Origin of the sequence: Anabaena sp. PCC 7938 (assembly GCF_049315035.1) — a bacterium.
GTDB classification, from domain to species: domain Bacteria; phylum Cyanobacteriota; class Cyanobacteriia; order Cyanobacteriales; family Nostocaceae; genus Anabaena; species Anabaena cylindrica.
In genome coordinates this window covers 3,652,508-3,676,153 of record NZ_CP186034.1, presented here as the reverse complement: position 1 = coordinate 3,676,153, position 23,646 = coordinate 3,652,508, and the positions used below count along the sequence as shown (strand labels likewise).

Annotated in this window: 24 protein-coding genes and 1 pseudogene; 12 read left to right on the top strand and 13 right to left on the bottom strand. The window is 38.3% G+C overall.

Annotated elements, in window-relative coordinates; all coding sequences use genetic code 11:
* Positions 1-191: 191 nt before the first annotated feature.
* A complete protein-coding gene (locus ACOWPH_RS16875) occupies positions 192-854 on the bottom strand; it encodes an acetoacetate decarboxylase family protein (protein ID WP_015216538.1) in 663 nt (220 codons plus the stop codon).
* Positions 855-1,571: 717 nt separating this feature from the next.
* Here ACOWPH_RS16875 and ACOWPH_RS16870 point away from each other — a divergent pair.
* Positions 1,572-1,964: a hypothetical protein gene (locus tag ACOWPH_RS16870; protein ID WP_015216536.1), complete on the top strand. Its 393-nt coding sequence runs from the start codon at positions 1,572-1,574 to the stop codon at positions 1,962-1,964.
* 52 nt (positions 1,965-2,016) lie between these two features.
* Positions 2,017-4,518, top strand: a complete 2,502-nt coding sequence (locus tag ACOWPH_RS16865) for a response regulator (protein ID WP_015216535.1) — start codon at positions 2,017-2,019, stop codon at positions 4,516-4,518.
* A 43-nt stretch (positions 4,519-4,561) separates the two neighbouring features.
* On the opposite strand, the gene ACOWPH_RS16860 is transcribed toward ACOWPH_RS16865, so the two are convergent.
* Together ACOWPH_RS16860 and ACOWPH_RS16855 are read right to left on the bottom strand one after the other, a co-directional pair.
* Positions 4,562-4,879, bottom strand: coding sequence for a four helix bundle protein (locus ACOWPH_RS16860; protein ID WP_042465320.1), 318 nt, complete (start codon positions 4,877-4,879; stop codon positions 4,562-4,564).
* 76 nt (positions 4,880-4,955) lie between these two features.
* Positions 4,956-5,075, bottom strand: a pseudogene (locus ACOWPH_RS16855) (four helix bundle protein); the annotation flags it as partial.
* Positions 5,076-5,131: 56 nt separating this feature from the next.
* Here ACOWPH_RS16855 and ACOWPH_RS16850 point away from each other — a divergent pair.
* The 7 genes from ACOWPH_RS16850 (at position 5,132) to ACOWPH_RS16820 (ending at position 14,082) form a co-directional block, all read left to right on the top strand.
* Positions 5,132-6,520 (top strand): GAF domain-containing protein, encoded by a 1,389-nt coding sequence (locus tag ACOWPH_RS16850; RefSeq protein WP_422665599.1) that lies wholly within the window; start codon positions 5,132-5,134, stop codon positions 6,518-6,520.
* On the top strand, positions 6,492-7,433 hold the full coding sequence (locus tag ACOWPH_RS16845; protein WP_422665598.1) for an ATP-binding protein: 942 nt from the start codon (positions 6,492-6,494) through the stop codon (positions 7,431-7,433). Before ACOWPH_RS16850 ends, ACOWPH_RS16845 begins: the two co-directional genes overlap by 29 nt.
* Entirely contained in the window at positions 7,423-7,869 is a 447-nt protein-coding gene (locus ACOWPH_RS16840) for a response regulator (RefSeq protein ID WP_015216533.1), read from the top strand. Before ACOWPH_RS16845 ends, ACOWPH_RS16840 begins: the two co-directional genes overlap by 11 nt.
* A gap of 72 nt (positions 7,870-7,941) precedes the next feature.
* Positions 7,942-12,144 carry a PAS domain S-box protein gene (locus tag ACOWPH_RS16835; protein WP_015216532.1) on the top strand — a complete coding sequence of 1,401 codons (4,203 nt, stop codon included), beginning with the start codon at positions 7,942-7,944 and terminating at the stop codon, positions 12,142-12,144.
* Positions 12,134-12,508: a response regulator gene (locus ACOWPH_RS16830; protein ID WP_015216531.1), complete on the top strand. Its 375-nt coding sequence runs from the start codon at positions 12,134-12,136 to the stop codon at positions 12,506-12,508. The genes ACOWPH_RS16835 and ACOWPH_RS16830 overlap by 11 nt, the downstream gene beginning before the upstream one ends.
* Before the next feature lie 124 nt (positions 12,509-12,632).
* Positions 12,633-13,067 (top strand): response regulator, encoded by a 435-nt coding sequence (locus tag ACOWPH_RS16825; RefSeq protein WP_015216530.1) that lies wholly within the window; start codon positions 12,633-12,635, stop codon positions 13,065-13,067.
* 376 nt (positions 13,068-13,443) lie between these two features.
* Positions 13,444-14,082, top strand: coding sequence for a histidine phosphatase family protein (locus tag ACOWPH_RS16820; RefSeq protein ID WP_015216529.1), 639 nt, complete (start codon positions 13,444-13,446; stop codon positions 14,080-14,082).
* 203 nt (positions 14,083-14,285) lie between these two features.
* On the opposite strand, the gene ACOWPH_RS16815 is transcribed toward ACOWPH_RS16820, so the two are convergent.
* The gene (locus tag ACOWPH_RS16815) at positions 14,286-15,089 is read right to left on the bottom strand and encodes an ABC transporter permease (RefSeq protein WP_015216528.1); all 804 of its coding nucleotides are present in this window, start codon (positions 15,087-15,089) and stop codon (positions 14,286-14,288) included.
* Between the two features lie 985 nt (positions 15,090-16,074).
* Here ACOWPH_RS16815 and ACOWPH_RS16810 point away from each other — a divergent pair.
* Positions 16,075-17,145, top strand: coding sequence for a glycosyltransferase family 4 protein (locus tag ACOWPH_RS16810; protein ID WP_015216527.1), 1,071 nt, complete (start codon positions 16,075-16,077; stop codon positions 17,143-17,145).
* Here ACOWPH_RS16810 and ACOWPH_RS16805 read toward each other — a convergent pair.
* Together ACOWPH_RS16805 and ACOWPH_RS16800 are read right to left on the bottom strand one after the other, a co-directional pair.
* A complete protein-coding gene (locus ACOWPH_RS16805; RefSeq protein ID WP_015216526.1) occupies positions 17,142-17,531 on the bottom strand; it encodes a DUF1499 domain-containing protein in 390 nt (129 codons plus the stop codon). The genes ACOWPH_RS16810 and ACOWPH_RS16805 overlap by 4 nt on opposite strands.
* 190 nt (positions 17,532-17,721) lie before the next feature.
* Positions 17,722-18,240, bottom strand: a complete 519-nt coding sequence (locus tag ACOWPH_RS16800; protein ID WP_015216525.1) for an HPP family protein — start codon at positions 18,238-18,240, stop codon at positions 17,722-17,724.
* 179 nt (positions 18,241-18,419) lie between these two features.
* Here ACOWPH_RS16800 and ACOWPH_RS16795 point away from each other — a divergent pair, with 179 nt between their 5' ends.
* A complete protein-coding gene (locus tag ACOWPH_RS16795; protein WP_015216524.1) occupies positions 18,420-19,568 on the top strand; it encodes an alanine--glyoxylate aminotransferase family protein in 1,149 nt (382 codons plus the stop codon).
* Positions 19,569-19,625: 57 nt separating this feature from the next.
* Here the strand turns inward: ACOWPH_RS16795 and ACOWPH_RS16790 are convergent, their stop codons facing one another.
* From ACOWPH_RS16790 to ACOWPH_RS16765, 6 genes are all read right to left on the bottom strand, one after another.
* Positions 19,626-19,826 carry a hypothetical protein gene (locus tag ACOWPH_RS16790; RefSeq protein WP_015216523.1) on the bottom strand — a complete coding sequence of 67 codons (201 nt, stop codon included), beginning with the start codon at positions 19,824-19,826 and terminating at the stop codon, positions 19,626-19,628.
* A 371-nt stretch (positions 19,827-20,197) separates the two neighbouring features.
* On the bottom strand, positions 20,198-20,407 hold the full coding sequence (locus ACOWPH_RS16785; RefSeq protein ID WP_015216522.1) for a type II toxin-antitoxin system HicA family toxin: 210 nt from the start codon (positions 20,405-20,407) through the stop codon (positions 20,198-20,200).
* Positions 20,404-20,604 carry a type II toxin-antitoxin system HicB family antitoxin gene (locus ACOWPH_RS16780; RefSeq protein WP_015216521.1) on the bottom strand — a complete coding sequence of 67 codons (201 nt, stop codon included), beginning with the start codon at positions 20,602-20,604 and terminating at the stop codon, positions 20,404-20,406. The genes ACOWPH_RS16785 and ACOWPH_RS16780 overlap by 4 nt, the downstream gene beginning before the upstream one ends.
* A 182-nt stretch (positions 20,605-20,786) precedes the next feature.
* Positions 20,787-21,017: a hypothetical protein gene (locus ACOWPH_RS16775; RefSeq protein ID WP_015216520.1), complete on the bottom strand. Its 231-nt coding sequence runs from the start codon at positions 21,015-21,017 to the stop codon at positions 20,787-20,789.
* 71 nt (positions 21,018-21,088) lie between these two features.
* Entirely contained in the window at positions 21,089-21,646 is a 558-nt protein-coding gene (locus tag ACOWPH_RS16770) for a Uma2 family endonuclease (RefSeq protein ID WP_015216519.1), read from the bottom strand.
* Between the two features lie 54 nt (positions 21,647-21,700).
* On the bottom strand, positions 21,701-21,847 hold the full coding sequence (locus ACOWPH_RS16765; protein WP_015216518.1) for a hypothetical protein: 147 nt from the start codon (positions 21,845-21,847) through the stop codon (positions 21,701-21,703).
* A 407-nt stretch (positions 21,848-22,254) separates the two neighbouring features.
* On the opposite strand from ACOWPH_RS16765, the gene ACOWPH_RS16760 reads away from it, so the two are divergent.
* Positions 22,255-22,941 (top strand): alternative oxidase, encoded by a 687-nt coding sequence (locus ACOWPH_RS16760; RefSeq protein WP_015216516.1) that lies wholly within the window; start codon positions 22,255-22,257, stop codon positions 22,939-22,941.
* A gap of 207 nt (positions 22,942-23,148) precedes the next feature.
* Here the strand turns inward: ACOWPH_RS16760 and ACOWPH_RS16755 are convergent, their stop codons facing one another.
* The gene (locus ACOWPH_RS16755; RefSeq protein WP_096713122.1) at positions 23,149-23,337 is read right to left on the bottom strand and encodes a hypothetical protein; all 189 of its coding nucleotides are present in this window, start codon (positions 23,335-23,337) and stop codon (positions 23,149-23,151) included.
* Positions 23,338-23,646: the final 309 nt, after the last annotated feature.

Here is a 23,646-nt window from a genome sequence, read left to right as displayed (position 1 = left end):
TTCAATATTCTTGACATTATTCTCAATAATCTCACGAAGTTTGGTTTTTTCAGCCATTGATATTGACACAAAATATTTTTCCTGATAAATTTATTTAAAATCCCAAGGTATTGATATGGGGTTTTGAGAGATCTCTTTCACGCAGAGATGCAGAAGAAAAAAAGAGAAATTTATACTAGTTTTAGAATAAATTAACCATAACTCAAATTAATGACTTCATTGCCAAGTAATTTTGGTACACCAGCTACTAATTCTAATTTTTGTAAGTTTAGAGTTAACCAAGGCTGACCTAAACTTAAAGAAGCAAAAGGGCTATGCTGGGGAATTTCTAAATTGGCTTTTAAGAAGCTAATTTGAGACTTAAAATTATTTTGAAAATATAGCAACTCAGAACCTAAACCGCCGAAAGCATTACCTCTAAATTCTTGTTGCCACCATGTAGATAGGCTCAACAAGCCTTTTTTATAACACAGTTGATATAAATTCTTTTGATTTTGTCGGACACTAACTTTACCATGATTATCCCAGCTAAATTCAGCCATTTCTTTGGGTAATCCCCAGATTTCCCTACCTCCAGCCACGGAATCTTCATGATCTACATAAATATGGGAAATCCAAGCCCCAATATGTCCTTGATAGCGTACAAATGCCGGAACTACAATTAATTCATTGTATTCTAATAAAGAACCAGCTTGATAGGAAGATACATAAGTTCCTGCCAGAGTTTTGCCGGGAAAAAGCGAAACAATCTCTAATTCGGAGGGAACAAAAGGAACAGCTTGCTTTATATCAACTAGGTGCAAGGTTTGAATAGCATAACCTTCAAGCCTCCAAGGAGCAGTTTGATATGTCATATAAACTTTCTGAAAAATGCTTACATCTTTTATTTTAGAGACTTCCAAATAAAAAAATATCCCAAAATTTGTATTATTAGGGGGCTTTTCGTCCTGCTAATAATACAAGGACGGGCAGGACTTGTACTGAGCTTGTCAAAGTATGCCCATTCCACAAGATTGGATCATCTTCATCTATATGTCTCAGGTATCGCTGACGCGGCAATTTTCATAACTTAAATATACAAAAAGCTAAATTTATTTGCAGAAATTATTGAATTGTTATTTTTCTCTAATAATTTGATCCTTATTCACAAATACTTCATAAATTCATCGTAGCTTCATAGTCAATGAGATTACTTCAATTTTCTCTCGATTCATAACCAAAACAAATTTTGTAAAAACTTTTTAAAATTTTATAGCCTTTCCCACTCTAGTTAGATACAAAATTACCCCTCCCCAACCCTCCCCTTACCAAGGGGAGGGTGCGCGACAGCGCGGGTGGGGTGTATTTCATGAGCTTGGGAATTGCTATATGAATACCTGCCCTTGCTGCTCCAACATCATGACTCGCAACTTTCGCCAACATCATATTTACTGGTTTTGTCGCAGTTGCTGGCAAGAAATGCCAATACTGGCGCAAAAAAGTCTGAATACACTGGTTACACCCTTACCAAAACACCCTCTAGCTTTAGTTTAACTGTGTCTTGGAAAATCTACATCAAAAAGTCAAAAACTATGAAATGTATTCATCAAATTTCACCTAACAGTTTGATTCAGGAATTATTTGGGGCAGAAAAACATCAGTATCAACTGCGTATATACTTACCTTACCCACAAATACAAATAGTCGTCTTCTCCAAGATGAAAGCAAAAAAAGGTTCTTTGACAATCCAAGAGGTTGAGAATCTAGCAAATCTGGTAGTAAAGGAATTTGGGTTAAATCCGAATTTTGTAGTGTGGATTGAGCATGATTTTTCACAGTGCGAAAATCTATCCGCTGCTGCCTTCAGTTTAATTACTTTTGACTGGTATCGTCGGCAAGCAGCTAATCCTCGCTGGCGAACTATTCATGAAAACTGGTATCTTTATTGGCTAGAAAATGGTAATCTTGAATACGTAACTGTGTGAAATTAGGATGTGGAATATTCTTAGAGAATGAAACCACCAAGGATAAGCCCATGTGAAAATTCTTTGTGTCGAAGATGATAGAAATATAGGCAATTTACTACAAATAACGTTGGCCAAGCAACGCTATCAGATTGAGTTAGCCCAAGATGGACAAGCAGGATGGGACTTAGCAGAAGTTTATACCTATGATCTAATCCTCCTAGATGTAATGTTACCGAAGTTGGATGGGATTAGCTTCTGTAAAAAACTACGGTCTAATCAGTCTTCTGCCCTTAATCCCAATCGGGACACCCCAGTTATATTAATGACAGCATTAGATGCTGTGACGAATAAAGTCATGGGCTTAGATGCTGGTGCTGATGATTACCTAGCAAAACCTTTTAATATAGATGAGTTATTAGCTCGAATTCGAGCATTATTAAGAAGAAACCAGATCCAAAAAACACCTCTATTGACTTGGGGTGATTTGTGGCTGAACCCGAATAGTTGTGAAGTCACATTTCAAGAAAAGCCGATTTATCTGGCTGCCAAAGAATATGAAATACTGGAATTGTTTCTCCGATATCCTGAACAAATTTTTAACCCTAGTCGGTTATTAGATAGGCTGTGGACGGCAGATGAATTTCCTAGTGAGGGAGCAGTACGCACACATATCAAGGGGTTGCGGCAGAAACTTAAACAAGCAGGTGTTGCAGATATATTGGAGACGATTTATAAACAAGGGTATCGGCTGAAACCGCAGAAAGTTATAAGTAAGGATGGTCAGGAAGATATTACCTCTGCACCAATCCCCGCTGCTGGTGTTGCGTTGGAACTAAAAGCTGTTTGGGAAAAATATCGCCAGTCTTATAGCGATCGCATCTCCATCATAGAACAAGCCGTTACTGCTTCACAAAATGGGACTCTCACACCCATACAACAACATGAAGCGGAACAAGAAGCACATACCCTAATTGGTTCGTTAGGCTGCTTTGGCTTAGATGCAGCTTCGCAAATTTCCCGTCAAATTCAACAACTTTTTCAGCGCGAGCAAGGATTAAAACCACCGGAAATTAAACAACTAGAGCAACTATTAACACAGTTACAGCAGGAAATTACCCAATACGGTTTTGAAGCTCAAGAAGAATTTTTACCCTTAACCCCAACTATCCCCTCACACCCTATTGCGTTCTCAGATATTAGTTTTGGCAAGCAGGGGGAGAAAGATATTAGCTTGGAAAACAATTTAGTATCACCATCACTACTAATCGTAGATGATGACTTCCTCCTAGCCAACCAGATAGCAATAGAGGCAACAAATTGGGGATTTCAAGCGGAAATTGCCGTTAATCTTCAACAAGCACAGGAATTTTTAACTCATCATTTTGATGTGATTTTATTAGATATCAACTTTCTTGATTCCACAAAAAATGGGTTAGGTTTTCTCACAGCAGTACGTAACCAGTACCCAGAGATTCCCGTTGTCATGCTGACTGCTGAGGATTCCTTTGCTCAACGGGTAGAAGCAGCACGGTTAGGAAGTCAATGCTTTTTACAAAAACCCATTGCTCCCAATCAAGTATTAGCAACTGTAACCCAAGTAATACAACAAAAAAACCAGCCTGTCGCTAGGTTGTTAATTGTTGATGATGATCTAGGCTTGCTAAATCTTCTCCGTACTTTGTTAGAACCATGTGGCTATCATCTTACTCTGCTAGATCAACCCCATAAATTCTGGGAAACACTAGAGCAGACAGTTCCTGATTTGTTGATTTTGGATGTTGAATTTAGCGTAGTTTCCCTATCTCATCAGCATAAAGAGCAAGGCACAGTCAGCTTTTGGAGTGGGTTTGATTTGTGTCAAGTAGTCCGCAGTGATATTCGATGGAATCGCTTGCCAGTCTTGTTTTTATCTTCCCATACCGATATTGACACTATGCAACGCAGTTTTGCTGTTGGTGCTGATGATTTTTTGACTAAACCAATTGTGGCAACAGAATTACTAACCCGTGTGCGAACCCGCTTAGAACAACGCCAACTGTGGAGAGTGGCAGAAATAGATGCGCTGACAGGATTAAGTCTGCGGCGAAAAGTATTACAAGACTTAACAAGATTACTACAGTTAGCCCAACGACAACAACAACCTCTTAGTTTAGCAATGTTGGATTTAGACAACTTCAAGTTGGTCAATGATCAATATGGGCATGAAATGGGCGATCGCGTCCTCAACTATTTTGGTAAACTCCTGAATCAATCCTTCAGACAGGAAGATATTGTTGGCCGTTGGGGTGGTGAAGAATTTGTAGTAGGAATGTACGGCACAAGTAAAGAAGAGGGAATGCGACGATTAGCACAAGTGCTTCAGCAATTTAGTCAGCATTCATTCACTGCACAACAGAAAGGAGGTGATAAGAAGGATGAAACTAAATTTCAGGTAACATTTAGTGGAGGAATTGCTCAAACTCCCGATAACGGCAAAGACTTACAAACACTTTACCAAAAAGCAGATATCGCACTTTACCAAGCCAAAGCACTGGGGCGGAATCGTATTTGTTTGGCAATCTTGAACAGTTAGAAGCAGGGGAGCAGAGGAGAAGAGGGGCTGAGGGGAAAGAATTTCAACGTTTCATTAACCATGGTGAAGGGTTAGTAATTATATTGACTAAACTACCTAAAATTTGATTGTAGATTCGATATAATTCTCTACCTGATTCCACATCTAGATAATTGCACTTAACAGCAAACTCAATCCAAGTCTGAGTTTCAGCAGATTCTGCCTCACAGTCATTCAGTTTAGCCACAAAAGCTGCCTCGTATCGTCTTTTTCTCCAGGCTTCTGCTAGATTTGCACAAACAGAACGTGATGATCGACGAATCTGATCAGTTAGAGTTCTCCAATTAAAAAAATATCCCAAAATTTCTTGTGGTGCGGGCATCTTGCCCGCTAATAATACAAGGACGGGCAAGATGCCCATCCCACAAGATTGGATCATCTTTTTTGTGGAGTTCTCTTAATGAATATCGTTCCTCCACAGGAAATTTTTTGGAGAGTTCAAAGATCTTCATTGCTGCCTCAAATGCCATTTGATAAACTCTCAAATCTTGATGATTTTTAATTGCTTCTTTTTCCATATCCCCCACTCCTCTGCCCCTCTGCCCCCTGCTGTAACTATTCAAATGGAGATGACATGATTTCTACTAACTACATTTTTGACCAACCGATTAACCTCACCAATTGCGATCGCGAACCAATTCATGTTCCTAACGCAATTCAACCCCATGGCATTCTTTTAATTTGTAACAAAGAAAATTGGCAGATTACTCATGTCAGTGATAATACTGAATTTTTTCTAGGCTATTTACCCCATGAGTTATTAAATCAAAGTTTAAATCAGCTTTTAAATGCAGAAGATATCAATGCGATCGCTCAATGTTTAGAACGAGATTTTGAAACCATAAATCCCCTCAATTTAAAAATATTAAATTCCCAACAAGCAACAATTTTATTTTATGGCATAGTTCATCGCTCACCTGATAATTTGTTAATTCTGGAACTCGAAACCTGTAATGAAGATGAATCTTATGATTTTTTTCAATTTTCTCAATTAACTCGTCACCTGCTCACAAAAATTCAAAATGTAGCTGATCTCAGCACTTTGAGTCAATTAATTACTAAAGAAATAAGAGAAATTACCGGATTTGATCGGGTGATGGTATATCGGTTTGATGACGATGGTTCAGGAGCAGTTATTGCCGAAACTAAACATACTGATTTAACTTCCTATTTGGGTTTACATTATCCTGATAGCGATATTCCCAAACAAGCTAAACAACTCTATCATTTAAATAAATTACGTTTAATTCCTAATGTTAACTATCACCCTGCGGCTTTAATTTCTAACCTTTCTTCGCTCACTCAATCTTCACCAGATTTAAGTCTTTCTATTTTAAGAAGTGTATCACCTCTGCATATTGAATATTTACAAAATATGCAAGTAGGTGCATCCATGTCAATTTCTCTATTAAAAAATAATCGTCTTTGGGGTTTAATCTCTTGTCATCACAGAACAACTAAATATCTTTCCTATCATCTCCGAACATTCTGTGAATTGATTGGCCAATTAATGTCTATTGAATTGAGCAATAAAGAAGAACAAGATAATTTAACTGAAAAAATTCAATTAAAGATTCTGCTATCTGATTTTGTGGACAAGATTTCCGAGTCAGAAGATTTTGTTGACGTGTTAACGAAAAATCAAGAAAGTTTACTACCCTTAGTTAAAGCCACTGGAGTAGCCATTATTTCTCATGAGGTGGTATTATTGGGAGAAACCCCCTTAGAAAATCAAATTCATCGCTTAATAGATTGGGTACTACCCCACTTGAAAAATAATCTTTATTATACAGATAGTTTACCCGAAGTTTATCCGCCAGCAGAACAGTTTAAAGATTTAGCCTCCGGTATAATTGTGGTTTCTATTACTAAGCTACAACGCAATTTAATTATCTGGTTTCGTCCTGAAGTAATTCAAACTGTGAATTGGGGAGGTGAACCTGATAAAGAAAATAAATATTGATGCAGATGGTAACATTACACTTTCACCACGAAAATCCTTTGAAAAATGGCAAGAAATTGTCAAATTTAAAAGCCTACCTTGGCAAAAACATGAAGTTGAAGCAGTGATGGAATTACGCAGTGTAATTATAGGAATTATCCTCAAAAAAGCAGATGAATTAGCATTAATTAACGAACAGTTACAAGATAGTAATAATGAATTGGATGCTTTTGCTTATATCGCTTCCCATGATTTGAAAGAACCGTTAAGAGGTATTCACAATTATGCGAATTTTTTACTAGAAGATTATGGACATCAATTAGATGCAGATGGTGTACATAAATTAGATACTTTAATGCTATTAACAACTCGTATGGAGAATTTAATTAATGCTTTACTCCATTTTTCCCGGTTATCTCGTGCTGAGTTAAGACGCAATAATTTGAACTTGAATAAGTTAGTAGAAAATGTTTTTAACTTTCTCAGAATCAGTCAATATAACTCTCAAATTAACATAAAAATTGCTCAAGATTTCCCCATTGTCGAAGCCGACCGCATCTTATTAGAAGAAATTTACACTAATTTAATAAGTAATTCTATTAAGTATAATGAGCAGCCTGAAAAACAAATAGAAATTGGGTGGACAATAGGTAAACCAGAATGGTCATTAATAGAGCATCCTTGTTTTCAGCAAAATATCCCCATTTTTTATGTTAAAGATAATGGCATCGGCATCAGAGAAAAGCATTTAGATACTATATTTCGCATTTTTAAACGCTTGCATGGACAAAGTCAATATAGAGGAGGAACTGGTGCAGGATTAACCATAGTCAAGAAAATTGTTGAACGACATGGAGGACAAATTTGGGTAGAATCAAAATTAAACCAAGGAACAATATTTTATTTTACTCTAGTTAAAGAAAATGAAAATTGAGGGTAAATCTAGAAGCATATTAGTGATAGAAGATAGCGATGAAGATTTTGAATCTTTGAAACGGGTTCTGAAAGCTTTGAATTTTTCTTTTCCTGTTTATCGCTGTAGTGATGGTGACACAGCATTAGATTTTTTGTTTCAAGAATGCGACTATTTGAAACCAGGAAAAGCCCCCCGTCCTAATTTAATTCTTTTAGATTTAAACTTACCAGGAACTGATGGTAGAGAGGTATTGGAAACAGTCAAAAAAAATGAGGAATTAAAATTAATCCCTATTGTTGTGTTCACCACATCGTTTAATCAAAAAGATGTACAGTTTTGTTATCAGCAAGGTGCAAATAATTATATGTTAAAACCTATGGGTGTATCAGCTTTAACAGAAACCATCAATACTTTAATTCGATATTGGTTTGAATTTTCAGTTTTACCAGAATAGGCAGGGGGCAGAGGGCAGGGGAGCAGGGGAGCAGGGGGCAGAGGGGCATGCAAATTAAAGGTGTAATAGCTTATGGAAGATTGCTATAAAACCAACGCACAACTAATCGCTGAACTGGAAGCATTAAGAACGGAAGTAGCTGTCTTGAAGGGAGAGAAACTGAGTAGGAAAACCCTTGAGACTCTTGAGGTGAGTGAATCCAGGCAATATACGATTTTACTGGTGGATGATTCTGAGAGCGATCGCATGACTTACCACCGATATCTTACCCACAATCACCCTCATCTTTATCAGATTGTCGAATTTGATCATGCTGAGGATGCTTTACTGTGGTGTCAGCAGCAGCTACCAGATGTGATACTGATTGACTACTTTTTACCCGATATGGATGGGTTAGAGTTTTTGCAGGAATTAAAGCAACAAACAGGAAAAGATAGAATTCCTGCCATTATGATTACGGGACAAGGTAATACAGAGATAGCTGTTGATTTATTCAAAAGTGGCGCACAAGATTATTTAGAAAAAAACCGCATTAATGCCGCCAGCTTACATCAAGCTATCACCAATGTTTTACACCAAACCCAACTGATTCAACAACAGGAATGGCAGCAACAGCGACAACAACTCATTACCAAAACTGCACTTTCTATCCGTAATTCTCTCAATTTAGAGGATATTCTTAATACTACTGTTACAGAAATTAGAAGTATTTTGGAAAGCGATGGCGGCGGGCGTTGCCATCGTATAATTATCTACCAATTTCAAGCCGATGGTACTGGCTTAGTTGTTAAAGAATCTGTTTCTGATCCAGCATTTTCCATTCTTGGTCGGGTCATTAAAGAAGAATGCTTTCCCGAAATGTGGATAGAACCTTATCGACAAGGAAGATCTAGAACCATTAATGATGTAAATACAGACCCCAGTTTAACAGAATGCCATCGAGAATTTTTAGTATCTTTGATGATTCGGGCAAATTTGATCGTTCCCATTATCCAAGGGGAAAAACTCTGGGGATTACTCATTGCCCATGATTGTACAGCACCCCGGCAATGGAAAAGCAGCGATGTAGAATTTATGAATCAATTGGCAATTCAGGTGGGTATTGCCATTCAACAAGCATCATTAATAGAAAAGCTCCAAACAGAACTGACACAACGACAACAATTAACCTCTATATTAGAAGCTACTCCTGACTTTGTGGGCATGGCCACACCCGCAGGAAAGGTAATTTGGCTCAATCCCGCTGCCAAGCAAATAATGGGAATTGCTGATATTCATGATTTCACGGTGCTTAAAAGTCATCCTCAATGGGCTTTAGATATTATTCAAAATCAAGGCATACCCACAGCTATTGAAATTGGTAGTTGGTTAGGAGAAACATCAATTTTGCATCAAGATGGCTCACAAATCCCCGTATCACAATTGATTGTTGCTCACAAATCTATGGATGGTGAATTATTATTCACTTCTACCATCATGCGTGATATTCGTGAGCAGAAATTAGCAGCAATAGCCCTACAGGAACGGGAGAAACAATTAGAATTATTTGCCAAATATGCACCGGCTGGTATTGCCATGTTTGACCGGAAGATGTGCTATGTAATTGCCAGTCAGAGATGGGTTGATGATTATCAAATTGAGTCTATTGCAGCCATTATTGGTAAATCCCATTATGAAATATTCCCAGAAATTCCAGACAGATGGCGGCAAATTCATCAACGTTGTTTTGCAGGTGCTGTTGAGAAATGTGAAGAAGATTTATTTGTCAGAGCAGATGGGTTAAATCAATGGTTACGCTGGGAAGTTCGTCCCTGGTATAATAGCAACAATGAAATTTGCGGAATTATTATTTTCTCTGAAGATATTACAGAACGCAAACAACTAGAACAAAGCTTGAAAGTTAGTGAAGAACGCTTACGGCTCACCCTTGACTTGACAGGTATTGGTTCTAGGGACTGGAATTTGCAAACTCATGAATGCCTCTGGAACGAGAATCTATGTCGCATTTGGGGACTAGAGTTAGGAAAAGTTCTACCTAATCATACAATTTGGCTAGAACAAATTCATCCTGATGATGTGGAGCAAGTCGAACAACAGTTGCACAAAGCATTACAAACTCAAACGGCTTATCAGACAGAATATCGAATTTACAGGAAGAACGATGGTAGTCTGGATTGGGTGATGGAAAAAGCCAATTTCCTGTATGACGAAACTGGAAAACCTGTGCGAATGCTAAGTATTCTTCTTGTTATTACTGAACGCAAACGAGTAGAAATAGAACTGCAACAATTGAATATGCAGCTAGAACAGCGAGTTGCAGAACGCACAGCAAAAATAGCTCAGACTAACAATCAACTACAAATAGAACTGTTGCAGCGAGAGAAGTTGGAGCGAGAATTAAGAAATCGGGAACAATTATTAGATGGATTTTTTAATGCTGCCAGTCAAGCAAATGTAGGCTTATCTATACTTGATACTAACCTGCGGTTCTTAAAAATTAATCAAAAATTGGCAGATATCAACGGCTATCCTGTTGAGACACATCTGGGAAAATCGGTGATGGAGTTGATACCAGAAATTGCCACCAAAATTTTACCTCTATTACAAACTATTCTAGATACTAAACAACCGATTTGTAACTGGGAAATTAGCAGTCCTGTTCCTAGTCAGCCGGCAGCGATAGGTTATTGGCTACTCTCCTATTTTCCTATTCTTGGGGAAATAGGAAATTCAATAGCAATAGGTAGTATTATCATCGAAATCACTGAGCGAAAACGCTTAGAAATAGAGCGCGAAAAACTCGTTTCTATTATAGATACTACTTCCGATATGATTGCTACAGTTGCCTTTGATACCCAAAAAGCAGAATATATTAACAAAGCTGGTCGTCGCTTATTAGGTTTAGCTGATGATGCACCATTTAGTAACATTGGTATTGCTGATCTGCATCCCCAGTGGGCTTTAGAAATTGTTCAAAACCAGGGTATTCCCTTTGCAGTAAGAAATGGTGTTTGGATGGGAGAAACAGCCTTTTTAAACCATGAAGGGCGGGAAATTCCTATTTCTCAAGTGCTGATTGCTCATACTTTTGGTAGCAACTATACACAATATATATCTACTATCGCTCGTGATATTACCAAACCAAAGCAAATTGAAGCCACTCTGCAAGAATCAAATCGCCGCTGGAAATCACTCCTAGAGAATGTACAGTTAATAGTCATTGGTTTAGATGCCAACGCTAATGTAGATTATGCCAATCCTTTCTTTCTGCAACTCACTGGCTACACCCAATCAGAGGTTTTAGGTAAAAACTGGTTTAATAATTTTTTGCCCCAAAGTCAACAAAATTTAGTAGAAATTTGTTTCCAAGAAGTAATAGAAAAGAATTTTCATCCTCATTATCAAAATCAAATTTTAAGCAAATCAGGTGAAGAACTGATGATTGCTTGGAGTAACACCGTATTACGAGATCCAAAGGGAAGCGCCATTGGTACAATTAGCATTGGGGAAGACATCACCGAGCGTTATAAACTGGAGCGGATGAAAGCCGAGTTTGTCTCTGTCGTCAGCCATGAATTGCGAACTCCTCTCACTTCCATGCAAGCGGCACTAAGTTTACTTTATGAGAAAATTATTGATCCATCCTCACCAGAAGGTGAAGTCACTATTGAAATTGCTACCGAAGGTGTAGATCGTCTAGTCCGCCTGGTTAACGATATTCTGGATCTAGAACGTCTGGAATCTGGCAAAATAAATCTCGAAAAACGCCTTTACAATACTACCGACTTGATCAATACCGCCATTGACCAAATGCAAGAGATGGCAAACCAAGCCGGCATCACCTTGAATTTTACAGCTTTGTCTTTGCAAATTTTTGCTGACCCAGATCGTCTGTTACAAGTCCTCATCAACCTCCTCAGCAACGCCATTAAATTTTCTCATCCCGACTCAAATGTCTGGCTAACTGTAGAAGCAGTTTCTTCTCCCCTGCTCCCCTGCTCCCCTGCTCCCCCGCTCCCCATTCTGTACGTCCTTTTTAAAGTCAAAGATCACGGAAGAGGTATTCCTAGTCATAGCCTGGAAAGTATTTTTGAACGTTTCCATCAAGTAGATGCTTCTGACTCGCGCTCTAAAGGTGGAACTGGTCTAGGGCTGGCTATTTGTCGTAATATTGTCCAACAGCATGGTGGTACTATCTGGGTAGAAAGTGTCTTGGGAGAAGGTAGCACTTTTTACGTCACACTGCCAATAGAAGGGGTAAGCAATGGGGACTAAACGAGTTTTAATTATTGATGATGAGCCAGGTATCCGGCAAATTGTGCAAATTTCGCTGAAAGCTATTGCTGGTTGGGATGTATTGCTTGCGGCTTCTGGAAAGGAAGGAATAACTGTGGCCAGGGTCGAAGTTCCCGATGCTATCCTCTTAGATGTGATGATGCCAGAAATGGATGGAATTTCTACTTTTCAACAGATGCAAACATATTCTGAGTTGCATTCTATACCTACTATTTTACTGACGGCCAAAGCTCAGACCATTGAACAACGTCAATTTAGCGAATTAGGGGTGACTGGAGTAATTACCAAACCCTTCAAAGCCCCGGACTTGGTAAAGCAAATGCGATCGCTCCTGAATTGGTAAAAGCAGGAGTTGAGGGGGATGAAGAGAAAATAGCAGATTATGAAGACAATCTTTATCTGAAATTCACAAAAAATTCACAAAGTTTGTTTACCTTCTATGTAGCGAAACAAATCCTGGTGGCGAGATGAATAAGATTTTAGTGGTTGAAAGTGAAACTATACTATTGGAGCTTTTAGCAGAGGCACTTACTTACAATGGTTTCTGTACGATTACTACCACATCTTTTGAGCAAGGATATGGGCTAACTAAACAAGAATTACCTGATTTAATTTTGTGTGGTTATTCAAGTAAAAATATTAATAGCTATAATAGCGATGAAACTTGCTGGACATTTCTACAAAAAATTCGCCAAGATTTAGAAACAGTAAATATTCCCTTGATTATGATGACTGGAGATGATTTAAAGTTAGTTCCTAACTGGCATAATTACCTGACAGATCAAGATATTTTACTGAAACCATTTAACCTTAAAGTTTTGCAAGAAAAAATTCATACTCGTTTGCAGCCTTTCCGAATCCAATCCAAGACTGAAAAAAAATGCGTTGCTCCGCACTCATAATTCGCATCAAAGCATCGGCACAATATCCTTGAAAAAGTGGAAACAGAGGCTGAAAAGCATTACTAAATTCTAGGTTGCAAAGATGTATCATAATGTTCCTAGTTGTATTGATGCTATTCCTACACAAAACTTCGCCTAAGAAAATTTGAAGTTGATGAGAGTTTCTTTTTTATGTTCACAGAGGATTGAGTCTGGTAAGGGATACACCGCGTCGTTTTGATTCAATGCCCTCATCCGCCACTTTTGAAACCGCAGACAAAAGTTTGTGGGGGAATTGACTTTTTTGGTGAATTTCTTTGTCCTGGGGGAGCAGACTCGATTGCGAGATTGATGGTATTTTATTCTTGCACTAACTCTTTTATCCCCATCGCCAGCTATGACACTCAATTTATATTTACTGCGACATGGCGAAACTACTTTTAGTCAAAGTGGTAATTTCTGCGGTGCAACTGATGCAGAATTGACCTCTGAAGGGATGCAGATGGCAGAGAGTTTTGCCGATGCTTATCAAAACTTGAAGTGGTCAGCGGTTTATGTTAGCCCGATGAAGCGAACAATTGCCACTGCCAAGCCATTTTGTGATGCTGTTGGTATGGAAATGCAGGTAAGGGAAGGATTAAGAGAAGGCAGTTACGGTGAATGGGAAACCAAGAGTAAATCGTTTGTTCAAGAAAATTACCCAGAAAACTATGTAAAATGGTTGACAGAACCCGCTTGGAATGCACCCATTGGGGGAGAAACTGCGGTAGAAATTGCTAACCGTTCTATGCCTGTAATTGCGGAAATTCAAGAAAAACATCCCCAAGGTAATGTTTTAGTAGTTGCCCATAAAGCCACGATTCGGATTATGCTTTGCAGTTTACTGGGAATTGATTTGGGACGCTACCGTTATCGGGTAAATATTTTGGTTGCTTCGGTAAGTATGGTTAAATTTGACGTGAATGGTCCTTTGTTGGAAATATTAGGCGATCGCTACCATATACCCGATCATATTCGCTCTCGTCCAGGAACTTAACAGCCTAAGACAATTCAGCAGGGAGTAAGGGATAATATCAAGCAAAGATGTTTAAGGATAGGCGCAGATCACTGCTTAGTTTTCTTAAAAACCTGCTGTTTTCCTATTGGTGTTCTTTGTTGCTAATGTTTACGGGTGTATTTACCTTTGCAGGTTGTAGAACTTTTGGCTGTGAAGATTTGGAAAAATGAAGGTAGTTTTCCCTATTTTTGCTTGTCTCCAGAAATGCGAATTAATTCAGCTATGACAGCGACGGTGGCGGTTACAGAAATTAATATGACACTAAGGGCGTTAATATCAGGTTTGACCCCGGTTCTAATACGGCTAAATATTTCCATTGGTAGGGTGTTAGAACCACTACCTGCGGTGAAGCTGGAGATGAGAAAGTCGTCTAAACTGAGAACAAAGGCGAGTAGACAACCGGAGACAATTCCAGGCATTAGTTGAGGTAGAACGACTTTGATGAAGGCTTGAATGGGTGTTGCACCTAAATCTAGTGCGGCTTCTTCAAGGTGGGGGTCTAAATTACTGAGTCTAGCAGAAACGACTAAGGCGATGTAAGAGAGACAGAAAACTATGTGGGCGGCTACAATTGTCCAGATGCTGAGGGGAATGGCAAAGGCGGCTAAACAGACGAGGGTAGCAACTGCGATCGCAATATCGGGTATTAATAATGGTAGATAAGATATACCGCGATACAATTTTTTACCGGGGAACTCATACCGCGCTAACCCCACAGCCATTAAGGTTCCTAGAATGGCAGCAACTGTGACTGCGCTAAAGGCAACGAATAAACTGTTATTTAAAGCTGACAAAATGCGATCATCATGAAACAGTTTTTGATACCATTCCAAGGTGAATCCTTGCCAATTTGCACTGTAAGGTGACTTGTTGAAGCTATAAAAGCTTAGTACCAAGATAGGTAGGTACATGAACACAAATATCAGTAGCGAAAAAACTGCCAGCCATTCGATAGGCTTTTTGTCATTTGAGTTAGAAATATTCATGCTTATATTTAACTTTATATTTTATTGTATTATATTATACGCTTTTATTGGAAAAGTCAACGTTTTAACGGTGATGCTACAGAATTAATCAGTAATTTAGCAGACTGAGAATTATATTAAAATTCAGCATATGTAATCTGCTGAAGAGAGGTATATGCAACATACAGCAGAATCCAGGAGTCAGAAGTGAAACTGGCTTTGTGTATAGGGTTCAATTTAGATTTTGTATCTCCTAACTACGCAAGCTGCTGTATCAACATTGGTTTGTAGTAGTGGTTGTAGTTATAGCCTTTCCCACTCTAGTTAGATACAAAATTACCCCTCCCCAACCCTCCCCTTGGTAAGGGGCTACGGTGTACACACAAGTCCTATTTAAGATTAAATCGGCGGTTAGAAACCGCAACTACACAGGCAAAACCAGTATTGTTTCTTAGTCCACGTAGGTGGACTTTGTTTGTGTAGCCGTGATTTATAATCGCCAGGGCTTGTTTTGGGTAATCAGATCACTTGTGTGTACACCGTAGCTTGGTAAGGGGAGGGTGCGCGACAGCGCGGGTGGGGTGTATTTCATGAGCTTGGGAATTGCTATATTGATGTTGATTAATTAAATGGAAAATGATCAATTATGATTCGGGTTACAAATTTTTCAACATCCACTCAGGCTTAAATACAGGAACAAATCACCCTATATATTGAAAGATAATAAACTGCATATTTTGGGATAATATGGGGGTTTATGTTAGTTAATTGCCATTTATAGAGATACTGATTTTATTTGCGAAGTCTTATTTTATGTCTTTTGATGAGGCTGAAATCACTACCTAAGATAGACAAAAAATATCAAAATAACAGCATAAAATTTTGAGGCAATTATCTATATAGTTGTTGCTTCAAGTGATTTACTGCTATAGTTAATCACTGGGCATTAATTCCAAATTAAATAATAAACACCGCTAATTGTAATTCTACTTTTTAGGAGACTGACATGAAAATTGCTCAAATTGCTCCATTGTGGGAGAGAGTACCACCTCCAGCTTATGGTGGTATAGAATTGGTAGTAGGATTATTGACTGATGAATTAGTCCGAAAAGGTCATGAAGTGACGCTATTTGCATCAGGTGATTCTCTCACTTTGGCAAAATTAATATCAGTTCATCCTCGTGCTTTAAGACTTGATAAAACTGTCAAAGATTGCAGCATTTATGAATCGCTACAACTAGCCTCAGTATATGAACGAGCAGATGAGTTTGATATCATTCACTCCCATATGGGACATAGCCCCCTAGCGTATGCGAATCTGGTAAAAACTCCAACAATTCACACCTTGCATGGAATTTTTACACCCGATAATGAAAAGATATTTAGATATGCCAAAAAGCAGCCTTATGTTAGTATTTCTGATGCTCAAAGAGAACCCAGTTTAGAGTTAAATTATGTAGCAACAGTTTATAATGGAATTGATGTTAGTAGTTATGAATTTTATGCTCAACCAACAGATCCACCTTATTTAGCATTTTTAGGTAGAATATCTCCAGAAAAGGGTCCACATTTAGCTATTGAGATTGCTAAAAAATCTGGTTGGCAGTTGAAGATAGCGGGTAAGGTAGATTTCGTAGATGTAGAGTATTTTGAAACGCAAATTAAACCGCAGATTGACGGAAAGCAAATTCAATATTTAGGTGAAGCAAATCATGTGCAAAAAAATGCGATCATGGGTGGTGCAGTAGCTACTTTATTTCCTATTACTTGGCGAGAACCTTTTGGGTTAGTAATGGTAGAGTCAATGGCTGCGGGTACTCCAGTAATCGCGATGCGAATGGGTTCGACTCCAGAAGTAATTTCTGATGGTGAAACTGGGTTCCTTTGTGATAATACACAAGAATGCATTAATGCTATTGACAAGATAAATAGATTAAACCGTTATGCTTGCCGACATTATGCAGAAGAAAAGTTTAGTTTACAGCAAATGACTAATGGCTATGAGGCGCTTTACCAGCAAATTATCGGCGAAAAAATTGCTCAACAAAATGGATATTTACGCCCTGCTTTAGTTTAGTTAAATTTAGATCGAATAGTCTCAATGCGTTGGCGATTTACTCCTAAATCACCATAACCTAAGCGGGAAGCTGAACGCATATGGATGATGTTAGAGTTATGGTCGAGATAAAATTCTACATCATCTACAAATCCCATCAAACCACTTTTAAATTCTGCATATAAATAATCTTCAGTTTCAGTAATCAACTTGGTTCTAGGTAAAGATTGAATAATACCTTTTAGTTTAGATAATGCTTGCTCTGGGTTTGATGTAAAACTCAGAGGTGCAATTTGATGGAGTGGATCTGATGCTTGACTGGAAACACAGTTAGGACTGGGGGGACAGGGTGCTAACTTACCATCTCGAACGCCTAAATTGTCTGGTCGTTTGCCTGTGAATATCATAGGGTTAAGTAGGAGTAAAAGAATAATCAGGACACTAAATAAGATAAAAGCTAAAAAGCCTCTTCTTGTTTGTCTAATCCACACGAAAAATATTAATCTCTGGTATTAGTTTAGTAACTCTATCATAAATTATGGTGGTTAACTTTTAATTAAAAGAAATAGAGTATAGAAAATAAATCAAATAATTAAATTATTGGTGTCTGTAATGCGCTAGTAGCCAAAGAGCATAACGCTCTAATCCTACCAAAATAGCTGTAATACCCACTGCCCAAGCAAATAATACCAGGTTACTTATATTACCAGCTTTTAAAGCAAAACTGATAGAGGTAGCAACGGCTGGGGGGTGCATAGCATCTAGTAAAATCATGAGAAAAATAGCGATTACCATAGCCAGTCCACCGGAAATATAGCCACCACCAAAACCTAAATAGGTGATAAATCCAATACTAGCAGCCATCATTTGGGCAAGCATCAAAGTGCGGATAGCATTGGTTCCGTGTTGGGGGTCAAGATAAATTAAAAAAGCGCTAGAAGCAAGAGAGGCAAACAATAAGCGTTGTTGTGTGAGTGCTTCTACAAAATACATAACTAACAGTACAACTGCGGTGGGGGCAATCGCTAAGGCTATTTCTCCTTTGAGGTCTAATCTACGCCTGAGTGACCGATTTGCCCCTTCTAAGGGTTTTAAGCTAGAACGTTTTTGACTCATGATAACTAACTCATGAAGCGATCGCCTGAACAGGTCTTAACAGCTTGTTACATCCACTTTAAGACTTTGGGGATATAGCTTCTTCCTACGAATGGTAGACAATCATGAAACTGATAAAAACATCGGTGATGCGATCGTTTTATCATGCGATTAATTACCATTTAGCCTCGAAATAAATTATGACATCCACAATTTCCGTCAACGATAATCACTCGTTAAAACTTTCACCCCTAGAAGTCCCCCACCGTCTATTACTTGGACCCGGCCCCTCCAATGCCCATCCAGCAGTATTACAGGCGATGAATAACACACCCATAGGGCATCTAGATCCCGCATTTTTAGCCCTCATGGATGAGATTCAATCTCTGCTACGCTATGTATGGCAAACAGAAAACCCCCATACTATCGCCGTCAGTGGTACAGGTACAGCCGCAATGGAAGCCACTTTAGCTAATACCGTAGAACCGGGAGATGTAGTATTAATTGGTGTAGCTGGTTATTTCGGTAATCGCTTAGTAGATATGGCAGGAAGATATGGCGCAGATGTGCGAATCATTACCAAACCCTGGGGGCAAGTTTTCAATTTAGATGAAATTAGTACGGCAGTAGAAACCCATAAACCCGCGATTTTAGCTTTAGTTCATGCGGAAACTTCCACCGGCGCACGTCAACCTTTAGAAGAGGTGGGTGAGTTGTGCCGCAAATATGGCACATTGCTATTAGTGGATACTGTAACTAGCTTAGGTGGTGTTCCCATTTTTTTAGATGAGTGGGGTGTTGATTTAGCTTATAGTTGCAGTCAAAAAGGCTTGGGTTGTTCTCCTGGTGCGTCACCCTTTACCATGAGTCCCCATGCTATGGAGAAATTGCAGAAGCGCGAGACTAAGGTTGCAAACTGGTATTTGGATATGTTGTTATTGGGGAAATATTGGGGAAGCGATCGCATATATCACCACACTGCCCCGGTTAATTTATATTATGGTTTACGGGAAGCATTGCGTTTAGTGGCGGAAGAAGGTTTAGCAAATTGCTGGCAACGTCATCAAAAGAATGTTGAATATCTTTGGGAAAGCTTGGAAGAAATCGGTTTAAAAATGCACGTTGCCAAGGAATTTCGGCTACCAACTTTAACTACTGTTTGCATTCCTGAAGGGGTAGATGGTAAAGCAGTTGCACGGCAGTTATTACTTGAGCATAACATTGAAGTTGGTGGTGGTTTGGGAGAATTAGCGGGTAAGGTTTGGCGTGTAGGTTTGATGGGTTTTAATAGTCGTCCTGAAAGTGTGGATAAGTTAGTTGAGGCTTTGAAAGAGGTTTTGGGTCAGTAAGATTGTTGGTTTTGGGTGCGTTAGCGGTGAGTTAGCGCACCTGACAACAGGGAGAACTTAAGGATGTGTTGAATTCGCTAATTTCTCTGTACAAAAATCGAAAATTTTCTGAAATTTATCTTTTGTACTTTTTGAAAGCTCAATTTGCTGATTGTTTACATATAGTTCTTGTATAGCTCGGTTGAAATGTGTTTTCTTAAATGTTTTCCCATCTGGATAGACACTCATTTGAATTTTTATTAATTCTTCTTTATTCATTAAAAACTCAGTAGCTACTTTAACCTAATTTAACACACTACCTTAGCAGTAAGCCAGGTGTTATCAAAATTACTAAATATTTTGTTTTCTTCTTTGTGCTGCTCTTCGAGATTACGAAGCGAGATTGCTCGAAACACACCACACATAGATTTTCAATATTAGTAATTTTTCTTAATCCTGCAAATCCTTTAATCCTGTAAATCCTGATTCTGACAGTTAGATTTTACAGTTTAAAAGTCTGGAGACGAGACAAAAGAAACCAACCAAAATCTATGCCCTAAGTGTTGAAAATCTGGAATTGCACAAGATGATTTTTTATATAAAATCCTGTTAATCCTCTAATCTTAAAAATCCTGATTCTGACAATGAAATTAATCTAAATCTTCCTCAGTTAAACTTGCATCTTTCAATATACTTCTCAGTGTACCATTGGGTAGATCACGATTACTATGAACAGGAATAGAAAGAATAACACTCATACCTTCCTTAGCATAAATATGGTGACTACCAGTTATCCGTTTTAAAGTCCATCCATAACGTTCAACAATCTTACACAGAGATTTGCCAGAAACCGATTTCATAAGGATAACTCAATCAACTGTTTTTGTGGTTCAATTTCTTCTTGCTGACTAGCAACTTCTAACCAACCTTGAACAGCGTCTTTAAGCATTTCTAATAAATGTTCGTAGCTTTCCCCCCAGGTATGACATCCTGGTAAAGCTGGTACAGAACCACACCATACACCGTCTTCTTCCCAGATAATTGCTTTTATTTTCATGACTACTTCTTCCAAATACCGATATTTTACTCTAGAGTGGATTAGGTACAATAACTAATGAACCTAATTTTTAACACAGATAATGCTAGTAGATAGATTGTTGTTGCTTTCTTTTTTCTCGCACTCTGTCTAACTTACTTATCAAGAGACTAATATTCATGCTAAAAAGAAGGATGCGGACTTCATAACTTGTCGTAGTCCATTGGCTTTGCAAGTCCTTCTGCTATCTCTCTTTTAGCACGTTGAGCAGATGCAATCAATGTTTGTTGAGTTTTCTTAAATGAATTATCCCACTTTAATTCATCTTGCAATCCTTCCAGATATTCTCGAAGATGTTCTACAACTTTGTCTTGTACCTCTTCAGATAAAGATTCCATCATTTGAATTACTGTGGTAATTGCTGGAGATGACATAAAAAATTTCCTTTTTAACTATATCAGTCTATTTTACTAAAAAATTCAATTGTAAATCCTGATTCTGACATTTAAGGAATTCCCGCTTGTTGGAAAATTTGTTGAGGTGTAATTTCCAATCCTGGAGAAAGAGCCTCTTTTAAAGTATTTGTACCTCGTTTTGTTTGCGGACGAGTATCAGGATAAAAAATAGTAACGGTTTTAGCTTTTGCATCTACAACCCAAACTCTCATGACACCAGCATCAAGATAATCTGTAGCTTTTGCACTCATTTCTCCAAAAGATTGGTCAGGTGATATAATTTCAATCACCAAATCCGGGGGAATAGGACAAGCTTCATTCTCAATTACACCACTCGAAAAACGAGCATAAGAGATATAAAGTAAGTCTGGAACAGGAACCCAATCTCGACCATCACGTTTTAACTTCACTGCCCATTCTACCCCAATTTCACCTTGATTTTGCGCCCATTGGGTAAGAAGCAGACACAGCGCAATAGTTAATCGTGAGTGAAATCTTTTTGGTGAAATTTTGGGTTTGGCTTGGCCGTTAACTAATTCGTAGGTAATATCCTCTTCTGGAAGGGCAAGAAATTCTTGTAGTGTAAGTTGATGTTTAACAGAAACCATAGCTAGATTTATCCCTTCGCAATGATTCTATTTTATAGCTGAAGCATCTCTAGTTTATTGTCCTAAAAAACCAGCCAGCAGCAGGGGTATGAGTATCAAAGCAGAAACAATCAAAACCAGGGTAGCTGGATCAATTTTAATATGGTTCTTCTGTGGATCTCGCATTGGCCACAATTCCCAAAAATAGGTACTTAAACTCATTTTAAATTATTCATAACTCTTTTATGCCATTCCATGAGTTGAGAAATGTAAAGCGGTCATGAGTTATTTTTTCCCAGGTAGTTTAGTACCCATTTCCGTTAAGGCAGAGAAGATGAGATAGGCAATCAGTAAACCCACACCTGCCAAAAAAGCGAGTAAATCGTTATTCATTACCCTAAATTATATTGAACATTACGCACAGCTAGTATACAGCAATAATACGCAGATTTTTTAGAAGTTGGTCAATTTCCAGTAGGCTATTTTAATGAAAAATTATACAATTTATTTATATTTTAGTCAGTAATCCTCACAAGATCCTCAAACTTTCTGTTTAGGGTTGGAGGTGTTAAAAAGAAGCTGAAAATTCGAGCAATACCTCATAAATTGATATTTAATGGAGATTAACAATGATTAAGTTGCTTGTGGGGATACTTGTTTTTGTTATTAATACGGTTTATCGCGATCGCCCTTATCCTCGCTTCTATGTCCTGGAAACCGTTGCACGAGTCCCTTATTTTTCCTATCTCTCAGTTCTGCACCTCTATGAAACACTGGGATTTTGGCGGAAAGCCGATTGGCTGAAGGTGCATTTTGCCGAATCCTGGAATGAGTTGCATCACCTGTTGATCATGGAATCGTTGGGAGGTTCGCAATTTTGGGGCGATCGCATATTAGCAAGAACAACTGCACTAATTTATTACTGGATTATAGTTGCGCTCTATATTGTCTCTTCTAGTTCTGCTTATAATTTCATGGAATTGGTAGAGAATCATGCTTATGACAGTTACCAAAAATTCTTGACAGAACACGAAGCAGAATTGAAATTACAACCAGCACCAGCAGTAGCAATTAACTACTATCGCGATGGTGATTTATATATGTTTGATGAGTTTCAAACTGCTAACTCACCAGAAACACGCCGTCCAAAAGTCGATAATCTTTATGATGTCTTTGTGGCCATTCGTGATGATGAAATGGAACACGTCAAAACAATGGTTGTTTGTCAACAAGCAAATGCTCAACTCTCATTTAAGAGTCCTCACGCTCTTCCCACATCTGACATTAATGATAGTAAAGTTTTGTCTACTCATTAATCTATAATAACAATATAGCCTTTCCCACTCTAGTAAGATACAAAATTACCCCTCCCCAACTCTCCCCTTGGTAAGGGGAGGGTGCGCGACAGCGCGGGTGGGGTGTATTTCATGAGCTTGGGAATTGCTATATAACAAATAATAACTCTGATTTTTAGAAGTCGGAGTTATTATTTATAATTCTATTTTGTCTATATAAATTTATTACTAGATGCGATCAAATTTTGCCACAAAAGCATCAGCAACCCTGTAGAGATGGGGAAAATGCGCCCTTCCTGGTATTGGATCTAACCGATAATTGATATAAACAGGTTTAAATGGATATTGAACTAAATAAGCAAAAGAAAGCTTGATTGGCAAGCCACCAGAATTTACATCCAGGTAACGAGAGAGCAAACCCTAGTGATATTACTTCGATTAAAAGTGTATATCGTAGATAATTTCCCGGATAATGCTCTTGTTTTATGACAATAGGTAATTGTAAGCATAAATAAATCTATGCTCTGAAACAAGCCCGCATTGATGCTTCAGCAGATATTGTCGCAGTTTCAGGTAAAGAAACCATAGGATATATAGCGTTTCCTCATCGCTTGCGGGAAGGAAGTTGGAGGTGGGGTTTTTGTATCTCACTTAACCGATAACCGCTATATCTTTCTAGGGGATATGAACTATGAACTAATTAGGGAGTTGCAAGCAAAATTAGAT